Origin of the sequence: Pseudomonas sp. FP1762, assembly GCF_030687105.1 — a bacterium.
Classification (GTDB): Bacteria; Pseudomonadota; Gammaproteobacteria; order Pseudomonadales; family Pseudomonadaceae; genus Aquipseudomonas; species Aquipseudomonas siliginis.
Map to the genome: position 1 here is coordinate 4,217,842 of NZ_CP117458.1, position 11,623 is coordinate 4,229,464.

12 protein-coding genes are annotated in these 11,623 nt (G+C 53.6%); all 12 read right to left on the bottom strand.

The window, feature by feature from the left end:
• Positions 1-33: 33 nt before the first annotated feature.
• On the bottom strand, positions 34-1,155 hold the full coding sequence (wecB, locus tag PSH90_RS18705) for a non-hydrolyzing UDP-N-acetylglucosamine 2-epimerase (RefSeq protein WP_305381273.1): 1,122 nt from the start codon (positions 1,153-1,155) through the stop codon (positions 34-36).
• On the bottom strand, positions 1,148-2,158 hold the full coding sequence (locus PSH90_RS18710) for a polysaccharide biosynthesis protein (protein WP_305381275.1): 1,011 nt from the start codon (positions 2,156-2,158) through the stop codon (positions 1,148-1,150). Before PSH90_RS18710 ends, wecB begins: the two co-directional genes overlap by 8 nt.
• A 16-nt stretch (positions 2,159-2,174) precedes the next feature.
• Positions 2,175-3,029 carry an SDR family oxidoreductase gene (locus PSH90_RS18715; RefSeq protein ID WP_305381276.1) on the bottom strand — a complete coding sequence of 285 codons (855 nt, stop codon included), beginning with the start codon at positions 3,027-3,029 and terminating at the stop codon, positions 2,175-2,177.
• A 525-nt stretch (positions 3,030-3,554) separates the two neighbouring features.
• Complete coding sequence (locus PSH90_RS18720) at positions 3,555-4,565, bottom strand: glycosyltransferase family 4 protein (RefSeq protein WP_305381277.1); 1,011 nt, start codon at positions 4,563-4,565, stop codon at positions 3,555-3,557.
• On the bottom strand, positions 4,562-5,524 hold the full coding sequence (locus PSH90_RS18725; RefSeq protein ID WP_305381278.1) for an SDR family oxidoreductase: 963 nt from the start codon (positions 5,522-5,524) through the stop codon (positions 4,562-4,564). The genes PSH90_RS18720 and PSH90_RS18725 overlap by 4 nt, the downstream gene beginning before the upstream one ends.
• Positions 5,525-5,585: 61 nt before the next feature.
• Positions 5,586-6,506, bottom strand: a complete 921-nt coding sequence (gene rfbA, locus PSH90_RS18730; RefSeq protein ID WP_305381279.1) for a glucose-1-phosphate thymidylyltransferase RfbA — start codon at positions 6,504-6,506, stop codon at positions 5,586-5,588.
• Complete coding sequence (rfbD, locus tag PSH90_RS18735) at positions 6,503-7,396, bottom strand: dTDP-4-dehydrorhamnose reductase (RefSeq protein ID WP_305381281.1); 894 nt, start codon at positions 7,394-7,396, stop codon at positions 6,503-6,505. The genes rfbA and rfbD overlap by 4 nt, the downstream gene beginning before the upstream one ends.
• Positions 7,393-8,469, bottom strand: a complete 1,077-nt coding sequence (gene rfbB, locus PSH90_RS18740) for a dTDP-glucose 4,6-dehydratase (RefSeq protein WP_305381283.1) — start codon at positions 8,467-8,469, stop codon at positions 7,393-7,395. The genes rfbD and rfbB overlap by 4 nt, the downstream gene beginning before the upstream one ends.
• A 227-nt stretch (positions 8,470-8,696) precedes the next feature.
• Positions 8,697-8,936 carry a LapA family protein gene (locus PSH90_RS18745; protein WP_056788354.1) on the bottom strand — a complete coding sequence of 80 codons (240 nt, stop codon included), beginning with the start codon at positions 8,934-8,936 and terminating at the stop codon, positions 8,697-8,699.
• Between the two features lie 30 nt (positions 8,937-8,966).
• On the bottom strand, positions 8,967-9,263 hold the full coding sequence (ihfB, locus tag PSH90_RS18750) for an integration host factor subunit beta (RefSeq protein WP_007950920.1): 297 nt from the start codon (positions 9,261-9,263) through the stop codon (positions 8,967-8,969).
• 153 nt (positions 9,264-9,416) lie between these two features.
• Positions 9,417-9,695, bottom strand: a complete 279-nt coding sequence (locus tag PSH90_RS18755; RefSeq protein ID WP_073472356.1) for a hypothetical protein — start codon at positions 9,693-9,695, stop codon at positions 9,417-9,419.
• A 192-nt stretch (positions 9,696-9,887) separates the two neighbouring features.
• A complete protein-coding gene (gene rpsA, locus PSH90_RS18760) occupies positions 9,888-11,573 on the bottom strand; it encodes a 30S ribosomal protein S1 (protein ID WP_016770920.1) in 1,686 nt (561 codons plus the stop codon).
• Positions 11,574-11,623: the final 50 nt, after the last annotated feature.

Here is an 11,623-nt window from a genome sequence, read left to right on the forward strand (position 1 = left end):
CTCACTAATTCTTGTGCTTGCGCTAAATTCGGATTACTTGGACCAAACAGTCCGATTGATAAAATCTGTATAACTCAAAACAATCCGCAGCACTTTCTGCGATACCAGGCCACCTTCGTAGTCTGGAACCACGCGACGCACGGCACCTGCCTGATCCTGGCTGGTCACGATACGCACGGCATCAAGAACCCGCTCCGACTTCAGGCCGCTCATGATCAGCGTGCCCTGGTCCATGCCTTCCGGACGCTCATGAGCGTTGCGGATGGTGACCGCGGTCAAACCGAGCAGCGAAGCTTCTTCGGTGATGGTGCCGCTGTCGGACAGGATGCAGAACGCTTCCTTCTGCAGCTTGATGTAGGCAAAGAAACCGAACGGCTTGAGGAACCGGATTCGCGAATCCAGGCCGTCGAGGCCCAGAGCCTCCAGACGCTGACGAGTACGCGGGTGGGTGGAAACGATAACCGGCATGTCGTAGGTTTTTACCAATGCCTGCAAAGTGTCCAGCAAATCCTGCAAGTTGGCCGGGGTGTCGACGTTTTCTTCGCGGTGGGTACTCACGACGAAGAATTGCCTCGATTTCAGACCCAGCTCGTCGAGGATCGGCGATGCCTCGATCTTTGGCATGAAGTGCCCAAGCACTTCTTCCATGTGGGAGCCGGATTTGATGATGCGATCCGGCGGAATGCCTTCGTCGAGGAGATAGCGACGAGCATGCTCAGTCAACACCAGATTGATGTCGCTCAAATGGTCGAGCACCTTGCGATTCAGCTCTTCCGGGACACGCTGGTCGAAGCAGCGGTTACCGGCTTCCATGTGGAAGACGGGGATTTTTCTGCGTTTTGCAGCAATGACCGCCAGGCAGGAATTGGTGTCGCCGTAGAGCATCAAGGCGTCCGGCTTTTCGGCCTCCAGGACTTCATCGGCTTTTTCGATGACCCGAGCGATGGTTTGCGCGGCATTCGCGCCGACTGCCCCGAGGAAGTGATCCGGTTTGCGGATACCCATTTCCTCAAAAAAAACCTCGTTCAACTCGTAGTCGAAGTTTTGTCCGGTGTGCACGAGGATATGGTTTGTGTGCTCGTCGAATTCCGCGATAACACGCGACATCTTGATCAGCTCAGGACGGGTCCCTACAATCGTCATTACCTTAAGCATTAAGTTGCTCCTGAATATAGGAAAGCTTCAACAGCAACTTCTTCACGCCTTCGATATCCAAGCGCTCGGTATTGTGGGAAGTGTAATCTTCGAAAGCAGAAATCTCGGTTTCGCCTTCCACGACGAATTTTGCGTAGTTCAGGTCGCGATTGTCGGCAGGCACACGGTAGTACTGACCCATGTCTTCGGCTTTCGCCAACTCTTCACGTGCAACCAGCGACTCGAAGAGTTTTTCACCGTGACGAGTACCGATGATGCGAATTTCGTTGTCTTTCTGGAACAGTTCCTTAAGCGCCTGCGCGAGCACTTCGATGGTCGATGCAGGAGCTTTCTGAATGAAGATATCGCCCTGTCGGCCGTGTTCGAAAGCATGCAGTACCAGATCGACGGAGTCTTCCAGGGACATCAGGAAACGCGTCATGGTCGGATCGGTGATGGTGATCGGCTTGCCTTCGCGCAGTTGTTCGATAAACAGCGGAATCACTGAGCCACGGGAAGCCATGACGTTGCCATAACGAGTAGCGCAGAAAACGGTTTCACCTTCCGACTGCATGCGAGCCTTGGCAACCATAAGCTTTTCCATCATTGCCTTGGAAATGCCCATCGCGTTGATCGGGTAGACAGCCTTGTCCGTGCTGAGCACGATAACGCGATCAACCTTGTTCTCGATCGCTGCCTGCATGACGTTGTCTGCACCGAGTACGTTGGTGCGCACAGCTTCCATCGGATAGAACTCGCACGATGGAACCTGTTTCAACGCTGCTGCGTGAAAAACGTAGTCAACGCCTTTCATAGCGTCACGAATGCTTGCGTAGTCGCGAACGTCACCAATGTAAAACTTGAGTTTCGGATTGTTCAGAGCAATCCGCATATCCTCTTGCTTTTTCTCGTCACGACTGAAAATACGGATTTCTTTGACATCGGTTTTCAAAAAACGATTAAGAACAGCATTACCGAATGAACCTGTGCCACCAGTAATCATTAATACTTTATTATCAAACATTATCTAAACCTTGCGCTTAATTGAAGTCATGCATGTTTTTGATCAATACAGGCCATTCCGGGGCAACGTAGCCTGTCGCCTCCGCGAAACGGTCTGCATTCAACGAACGATCAATTGTCAGCCTATCGGAAGGGACAATCTCCGTGTCTTTCCCATAAGTGCTCGCTACAAGCTTTAGCAAGTCGTACTTATTAATCGGTTTGGCAGCTACATGGTACAAGCCGTGCAAGTGAGGTCGAGGCAGGACGAACTCGTTGATCACTCGGGCCAGCTCCATGGTCGGCAAACCGGAGAACACGGCACCGGTAAAACCGTCAACCTTGCCTTGCTGCGCGAGAAACCAGCCGACAAGGCTGCGGGCGCCGGACAATTCGCGACCGATGATCGATGTGCGCAAAGTAATCGCGTGTGGGTAATCCACTTCGCCCAACAATTTGGAGCGACCATAGAGGTCGTAGGCATCCGGGAAATCGGATTCGAGGTAGCCGCCCTTCTTCCCGGAGAAGACGCAATCGGTACTGATATGCACCAGTCGGGCGCCACTGGCCTTGCACAATGCGGCCAGACGATGCGGGAGCATCGTATTGATCGGCACGGCCATCAGCGGGTCGTTGGCATCGGACAGTTGCTTGACCAGACCTACGCAGTTGATCACGACATCGGGACGGACCGTACCGAAAGCCTTGATAAGAGAGTCCTGACTTTCGACGTCTACGCCCAGTACAATGTTCTCGGCCAAGGCCGGTGAAAAAAACTTGCGGGCACCTTCACTTCGAGCCGTACCGAAAACCCTCAACTCGGGGTTAGCGGACAAGACTCGGTAGGCTGCGTTACCCAGCATTCCGGAAACACCCAACACCAAAACTTTCATTACCTTACTCCTCACTTCCCAGGCCAGAACTGCTGTTCGTGACCTGGTTCCTACTCATCGGTTGGACGTCTTGATGCGCTGCTTCCAAAGGAGGGCGTATCGCGAATCTCTACTCAATGCGAGGCAGAACCCCTCGGCAACTCCGGTGAGCAAAAAATCGACATAGTTCCAGAAGCACCAGAACTCAGGTCAATCACACCACGGAAACGCCTGCCAGGAACCCGCTGTTCATCCATGCAGCCCAGGAAATGCGGTTCAGGCTTCGAGTACGCCTGCAAAGAGGTACTGCCGAACACGCACATAAACCCATGTCGGCAGCGGCGCTGCCGGGGTCTTACAAGGAAAAAATCGCACCAGCTGCTAGCTTTATGCCATCACCTTATAAAAACTCGCGAAGTTTACCATACAATTTTCTATTATTGAGCGTCGGGCGACCGCTTGCCATTCATGCGGCACACCGTGTTGCATGGCAGTTACACCCATTGCAGCGCATCAAGAAGAGGCGGCCAGACCCTTCGCTCCCGCTCAAGCTTCCGCTTTGCCGGCGTTGTATCGGATCGCGAGCGCAATCAATGGCAGATAGGCGAGCAAAAGGCCGCTTACGCCATCAATTCCGCCCTTCCCCACCCAAAAAGCCAGAGGCGTCAGCCAAAGGACGTTGATCAGAATGACCGCCACCGTCACCTTCTTGTGGCTGAGGTGTTGGCGAGAAGCATATTGATAGGCATGACTGCGATGAGCCTCGTAGACTTTCTCGCCACGAATCAGCCGGTGCAGCATGGTGTAGGTGGCATCAACGATGAACACCCCCATCAATATCAACCAGCTCCAGAATAGGTGCGGCTCGACCCAGCCAGCTTGAAGCGCCATACCTGCGAGCACTATGCCGAGAAAACCGCTGCCTGCATCGCCCATGAAAATCTTCGCTGGCGGGAAATTCCAGACCAGAAATCCGGCACAGGCACTCGCGAGCAGCAGCGGTGCCCAGACTTCCTGAGTAAACCCACACAACCAATATAAAATGGCTCCGGCCACCGTCACGCAAATCGCCACGGCGCCGGCGATGCCGTCAATGCCATCCATGAAATTGTAGAGATTGAGCACCCAGACCAGATAAATCGACGCCAGAACCGCCCCGAACCATCCGAGGTCGACTTTGAAACCGAACATATCCAGCGGCGCCAACCCTCCCAAACAAATCAGAATCCAGATAGCCGCAGCAAAATGCCCAAGCAATCGCCAGCGCGCGGCAATATGCCCATGATCATCGGCAAAACCAATCAGAGCGACAGCTATACCCGCACCAAACAGACCAATGAATTGCCCTTGAGGCAACACTCCCGTCAGCACACAGACCGACAACGCCGTCAAAAATGAAACCACGATGGCCACACCACCGCCTCTGGGCGTCGGGATGCTGTGGGAACTGCGCGCATTAGGTACATCCATGAGTTTGTTGCGCAGTGCGTAGCCGCGCAGGACGAGCGTTAGCGACCAAGACGCGAGGAATACCCCAACCAGCAATAACCAACTCATTTCTTTTTAGTTTCCAGATAATCTTTGGCTACACGATCCAACGCCTGCTGACTTCCAACCGGCGGCGCCCACCCCAACAATTCGCAGGTGCGCTTGATATCGACCTGCAGCGACCCACACAAGCGTGTCGCCAGCGCTCGCCGCCCCAGAACGATCAGCCCGGCAGCTAATAATCGCTGAGGAACAGGTATCAACGACGAACGCACGTCTAGCGCCCGAGCCACTCCCTGAAACAATTGAGTCGTGGAGAAATCTGTGCCGTCACTGACAAGAAATATGTTGCCCGGCGCAGCAGGATGGCTGATACAGTGCAAGATCAGGTCCACAAGATTCTCCAGCGCAACGAGACTGCGCCGATTGGTAATCGAGCCGAACGGCAATGGCAGCCTGGAATGAACCCAGCCCAGCAACTTTTGAAAGTTGGCCTTCACACCAGGCCCATAGACCAGTGGCGGTCGAATAATCACGATTTCCAGTCCGGTCTCTGCGGCCAAATCGCGCAACGCGGTTTCCGCTTCCGACTTGGAAATGCCGTATGCATCTACCGGTGCGGGTGTATCAGTGGCCAGATAGGGTTTGCCGGGAAGGGTCTGCTCACCGTTGACCTTTACCGAGCTGATAAAAATGAACCGCCGAACCCCCGCCTGTGCAGCACTGTGCGCCAGCTTCAAAGTGCCTTCGACATTTGCTTTGCGAAACGCAGTCAGATCATCGGACTGCGAGACCTTCATGACATGTACGCGTGCAGCGGCATGAACGATTGTATCGACGTCGCGTAGCGCCTCCACCGAAAGCCCATTTTCCAACTCGTAGAAAATTCGCTCGGCCTGCAAGGGTCCCGAAGCCGGGTCACGAACAGCGCCAACAGGGAGGAAACTATCACTCGCCAGCAGTTTTTCAGTTAGCGCACGCCCTACAAATCCGTTTGCACCCGTCACAAGCACCCTAGATTTATTCACTCAATCCCCCGCTATATTCATCCTGAAGCTGCGCCTGTGTCCGTCCCGAATCAATATGCAATCACTTCGAAAGTTTCGGCGGAGCATTTACTTTAATGCCAGCAGGAGGCAGGAGTTTGCTTAAATACTGACCGTAACCGGTTTTACCGAGAGCCTGTGCCTGACTGCGCAACTGATCGGTGCTCATCCAACCGTTGTAGTAGGCGATCTCTTCCAGACAGGCCACCTTCAGACCTTGGCGCTGCTCGATGGTATGAACGAAGTGACTGGCTTCCAGTAACGAGTCATGAGTTCCGGTATCCAGCCAGGCAAAACCACGCCCCAGCAACTCGACTTTCAACGCATCCCGCTGCAGATAAGCCAGGTTAACATCGGTGATCTCAAGTTCACCACGCGCAGAAGGCTGGATGCTTTTGGCGATTTCAACGACCCGATTATCGTAAAAATACAACCCCGTGACCGCGTAATTGGACTTTGGCTGGGCCGGTTTTTCTTCAATGCTCAGCGCACGACCTTCGGCATCGAATTCGACTACACCGAAACGCTCTGGATCAGAAACGTGATAACCAAATACCGTCGCTCCCGACTCCTGACGAGTTGCCGAACGCAGTTTGTCGGAGAAATGCTGACCGTAAAAAATATTGTCGCCGAGGATCAAGCAGCACGAACTATCGCCAATGAACTCCTCAGCGATGATGAAAGCCTGCGCCAATCCATCAGGACTAGGCTGCTCGGCAAACGAAAGCGAAATACCGTATCGACTACCATCGCCCAGCAACTTGCGAAAGCTCGGCAAATCTTCAGGCGTGGAAATAATCAGGATCTCGCGTATTCCCGAAAGCATTAGCACTGACAGCGGATAAAAGATCATCGGCTTGTCGTAAATCGGTAGCATCTGTTTGGATACACCCAGCGTCAGTGGATGCAAACGTGTCCCCGAGCCGCCGGCCAGAATAATTCCCTTACGAGTAGTAGCCATCATTTATTCAAAACTTCCATCAGCATTCTAGTAACTCCGACTTCCCACTCCGGCAAGCTCAGAGAAAAACTCTCCCGGATTTTCCGAGTATCCAGACGGGAATTAAGGGGGCGTCGAGCGGGAGTCGGAAACGAAGTACTAGGCACAGGGACAACGCTCTTGACCAGAACACCCTCGCCGTGGGCTCGGGCGAAATCGATTACATAGCTAGCATATTGGTACCACGAAGCCTGACCTGCAGCCACCAGATGATAGACACCTGCCAATTCTGGCTGCCGCAGTGCTTTTTGCAGCGCCAAGGCAGTCACGTCGGCAATCAGGTCAGCCCCTGTAGGCGCACCGACCTGGTCAGCGACAACGTTCAGCGTCTCTCGCTCTGCGGCGAGCCGAAGCATGGTTTTCGCGAAATTATTGCCTCGTGCCGCGTAAACCCAACTCGTGCGAAAAATCAGATAGCGACAGCCGCTGGCAATAATGGCGTTCTCACCATTCAACTTGCTCAAGCCGTAGTAGTTGAGAGGGGCTGCCTGATCCGTCTCGCGCCAAGGTGCATCACCCTGCCCGTTAAATACATAGTCGGTAGAGTAAAGAACCAGCCAGGCACCCAGGGATTCGACTTCTTCGGCAATGACCTGACTTGCACGAGCATTAATTCTGTCAGCCATTTCGGTATCGGATTCAGCCTTGTCCACTGAGGTATAGGCCGCAGCATTGACCACAACATCGGGAGCAACCTGGCGAATCATGGCACGCAACGCCTGCAGATCCGAAAGATCCCCGGACAAGTCAACCTGGCCAAGCCGGTCAAGCGCGATCAATTCCCCCAATGGGGCAAGCGAACGCTGCAACTCCCAACCGACCTGACCATTTTTTCCAAGCAACAGAATTTTCATGGTTGAACCGGGCGATTACTGTAATGCTGGTCGATGTACTGCTGATAGCTGCCGTTCTTCACGTGCGCTACCCACTGGGTATTTTTCAGATACCACTCGACAGTCTTGCGAATCCCGCTTTCGAAAGTTTCCGATGGTACCCAGCCCAACTCGCGCTGGATCTTGCGCGCATCTATCGCGTAGCGTTGATCGTGCCCAGGGCGGTCCTGGACGTACGTGATCAAGCCAGCGTGAGGACGATGTGGCGACTCCGGGCACAATTCGTCGAGCAACGTACAGAGTATTTTAACGACTTCGATATTCTGCTTCTGATTGTGCCCACCAATGTTATAGGTCTCTCCTGCAACACCTTCAGTCACAACTTTGTACAACGCTCGAGCGTGATCCTCGACATACAACCAATCACGCACTTGATTACCTTTGCCATAGACAGGCAAGGCCTTGCCTTCAAGGGCATTGAGAATAACCAGGGGAATAAGTTTTTCCGGGAAATGGCACGGCCCATAATTGTTCGAGCAATTGGTAATCAGAACCGGTAACCCGTAGGTGCGACCCCAAGCGCGCACAAGGTGATCGGAACTTGCCTTACTGGCAGAGTAAGGAGAACTTGGCTGATAAGGCGTGATTTCAGTAAACAGATCATCCACCCCCTCAAGATCACCGTACACTTCATCGGTCGAAATGTGGTGAAAACGAAACAGCGACTTGCGATCCTGCCCCAGACCCTGCCAATACAGACGCGACGCTTCGAGCAGATTGAAAGTGCCGATGATGTTGGTCTGAATAAATTCCGAAGGACCGGAGATCGAACGATCTACATGGGACTCCGCGGCGAGATGCATGATCGCATCAGGCTGATGCTCACACAAAACACGGTCAATTTGCTCCCGATCACAGATGTCGACCTGCTCAAACGCATAACGAGGGCTATCGCAAACTTCGGCCAATGACTCAAGATTGCCGGCGTAGGTCAACTTATCGACGTTTACAACCGCATCAGAAGTATTGGCTATAATATGCCGAACTACTGCCGAGCCGATAAATCCTGCACCACCAGTCACTAGAATTTTCACGAAAGAACATACCCTTGAGTCACTGACGGCACCGATCGGAGCACCGTACAATCCATGGATGCGCAAGCCGTCTGAAGATGAGGGGCATTGCCGGAATCAGTCTGTGCCGAAGTGCGATCTAGACACTATCGAACAAGGGTTGCATTTTACAGCTTAATAGACTTTTTACTAATGGACGCGGACAGGAAGCAACGCAATTTCAGGGCTGCGCCCCCCAGCCGTCCCTATCAGACCACTCGCTTGCGTGCAGCTCTGGACGAGCGCCCCAGAAACCAGCCCAATACAGGACCGATAAGCATACCGATCAGCAACGCCAACACCGCAACAACCGACACCGGCAACTGCGGGCCGGAAAAACCCAGAAACAAAAGCGAAACCGATTGCTGGTTTTCCAGCACAAACGCCAGCACAACCAGAACCATCAGCAGAAGAAAAACGCCAAGCAGTATGCGTTTCAGGTTACGCATTCACGCCCCCTTGAATTTGAATAGCGAAGATCAAGCGCCCTCCTCCTCTTCCTCGTTCACGCGATCACGCAATTCCTTGCCCGGCTTGAAATGCGGCACGAATTTACCGTCCAGACTTACCGACTGGCCGGTTTTCGGGTTGCGGCCGACGCGCGGTGCGCGATAGTGCAGGGAGAAGCTGCCAAATCCACGGATCTCGATACGATCACCGGTGGCGAGGCACTGAGACATTTGTTCAAGCATGGTCTTGATGGCCAGCTCCACATCCTTGGATGAGAGTAGCCCTTGATGGGTGACAATTCGTTCGATCAACTCCGACTTCGTCATATTTTTCCCTTCTTTTTCAAGCAGCTAGATCAGCGCTTGAAAGGTTTTAGCATGCCCGGAAGAATTTGAACAGCCCAGGGATTGACATATCTTTCCCGGGGTCAAAACGCCCATTTTCAGGGCACTCCAGTGGCGAGTCGGATCGCTGCTCACCTAACGACACATCACCAGCATGGTCCGGGTTACAAAGCCTGCCGGATTGAAGCCGAACGGGTATTCGTCTTCATCTTTCGCATCATCAGAGCGGGTGATGACCTTATAGCCCTTGCCTTTACACTCCTTCGCTGCACGCTTCTGGCACTTTTCCCAACCGGAACCCAACCCGGAGCAATCGACCTCGATACCACTGACGCCGCGCACCGCATGGGTTTTCGCACTAGTGGTGCAACCTGCCAGCGCCAATACCACCGCAACAACAAATAACTTGTTCATCCACTTCCTTATGCCAGGCAAGCCTGACGACTAATACTCAAGATCAAGCTTAGTCGCGAATAGGCGATTGATCCGATTAAAGAAACAGACCCGCAGGGGAAGCCAATGGTTTCATGCACGCACGTACAAAGACCAAATTGCAGGCACAAAAAAGGGCGACCGAAGTCGCCCTTTTTAATGATCAAGCAGAACTCAGTTCTGTTTGGCCATTGCTTGACGCAGCAGTGCCGCCATAGTGGTGTCAGCTGCTTCGCCTTCCGGAGCTGCTTTCAGGCTCTGGATGGCTTCTTTCTCTTCAGCGTCGTCTTTCGACTTGATCGAGAGCTGGATTACGCGGCTCTTGCGATCAACGCTGATGATCTTGGCTTCAACTTCCTGGCCTTCTTTCAGAACGTTGCGCGCGTCTTCAACGCGGTCACGGCTGATTTCGGAGGCTTTCAGGGTAGCTTCGATGTCGTCGGCCAGAACGATGATGGCGCCTTTGGCGTCAACTTCTTTCACGGTACCGGTCACGATAGCGCCCTTGTCGTTAACCGAGACGTACTCGGAGAACGGATCGCTTTCCAGTTGCTTGATGCCCAGGGAGATGCGCTCGCGCTCTGGGTCAACCGACAGGATGACGGTGTCCAGCTCGTCGCCCTTCTTGAAACGACGTACGGCTTCTTCGCCCACTTCGTTCCAGGAGATGTCGGACAGGTGAACCAGACCGTCGATGCCGCCGTCCAGACCAATGAAGATACCGAAATCGGTGATCGACTTGATGGTGCCGGAGATCTTGTCGCCCTTGTTGAACTGGCCAGAGAAGTCTTCCCATGGGTTCGACTTGCACTGCTTGATGCCCAAGGAGATACGACGACGCTCTTCGTCGATGTCCAGAACCATGACTTCCACTTCGTCGCCGACTTGTACGACTTTCGAAGGGTGGATGTTCTTGTTGGTCCAGTCCATTTCCGAAACGTGCACCAGACCTTCAACGCCTTCTTCCAGCTCAGCGAAGCAGCCGTAGTCGGTCAGGTTGGTAACACGAGCAGTTACGCGAGTGCCTTCTGGGTAACGGGCTTTGATAGCAACCCATGGATCTTCGCCCAGTTGCTTCAGGCCCAGGGAAACACGGTTGCGTTCGCGATCGTATTTCAGAACCTTGACGTCAATCTCGTCACCAACGTTGACGATCTCGGAAGGATGCTTGATGCGCTTCCAGGCCATGTCGGTGATGTGCAGCAGGCCGTCCACGCCACCCAGATCGACGAATGCGCCGTAATCGGTGAGGTTTTTGACGATACCTTTGACTTGCTGGCCTTCCTGCAGGGATTCCAGCAGAGCTTCACGCTCGGCGGAGTTCTCGGCTTCGAGGACGCTGCGACGGGAAACGACAACGTTGTTGCGCTTCTGGTCCAGCTTGATGACCTTGAATTCCAGCTCTTTGCCTTCCAGGTGCGTGGTGTCGCGCACTGGACGGACGTCAACCAGGGAACCTGGCAGGAACGCACGGATGCCGTTAACGTCGACAGTGAAGCCGCCTTTAACCTTACCGTTGATAACGCCCTTGACCACTTCCTCGGCTGCGAAGGCTGCTTCCAGAACGATCCAGCATTCAGCGCGCTTGGCTTTTTCACGGGACAGCTTGGTTTCGCCAAAGCCGTCTTCAACCGAATCCAGAGCAACGTGAACTTCATCACCAACGTTGATGTTCAGTTCGCCAGCATCGTTGTAGAACTGCTCAAGCGGGATGAGTGCTTCAGACTTCAGACCAGCGTGAACGGTTACCCAGCGAGCCTGGTAATCGATATCAACGATAACACCGGTGATGATGGAGCCTGCCTGAAGGTTCAGGGTTTTCAGGCTTTCTTCAAAGAGTTCCGCAAAGCTTTCGCTCATTTTAATTCCTGTAGATGAGGGCGAAGTAAACGCCCATCTCCACACCCCAG

Coding starts and splice junctions, on each gene's coding strand:
- wecB (WP_305381273.1), bottom strand. CDS start 1,155: ATGCTTAAGGTAATGACGATTGTAGGGACCCGTCCTGAGCTGATCAAG.
- PSH90_RS18710 (WP_305381275.1), bottom strand. CDS start 2,158: ATGTTTGATAATAAAGTATTAATGATTACTGGTGGCACAGGTTCATTC.
- PSH90_RS18715 (WP_305381276.1), bottom strand. CDS start 3,029: ATGAAAGTTTTGGTGTTGGGTGTTTCCGGAATGCTGGGTAACGCAGCC.
- PSH90_RS18720 (WP_305381277.1), bottom strand. CDS start 4,565: ATGAGTTGGTTATTGCTGGTTGGGGTATTCCTCGCGTCTTGGTCGCTA.
- rfbA (WP_305381279.1), bottom strand. CDS start 6,506: ATGATGGCTACTACTCGTAAGGGAATTATTCTGGCCGGCGGCTCGGGG.
- rfbD (WP_305381281.1), bottom strand. CDS start 7,396: ATGAAAATTCTGTTGCTTGGAAAAAATGGTCAGGTCGGTTGGGAGTTG.
- PSH90_RS18745 (WP_056788354.1), bottom strand. CDS start 8,936: ATGCGTAACCTGAAACGCATACTGCTTGGCGTTTTTCTTCTGCTGATG.
- ihfB (WP_007950920.1), bottom strand. CDS start 9,263: ATGACGAAGTCGGAGTTGATCGAACGAATTGTCACCCATCAAGGGCTA.
- PSH90_RS18755 (WP_073472356.1), bottom strand. CDS start 9,695: ATGAACAAGTTATTTGTTGTTGCGGTGGTATTGGCGCTGGCAGGTTGC.
- rpsA (WP_016770920.1), bottom strand. CDS start 11,573: ATGAGCGAAAGCTTTGCGGAACTCTTTGAAGAAAGCCTGAAAACCCTG.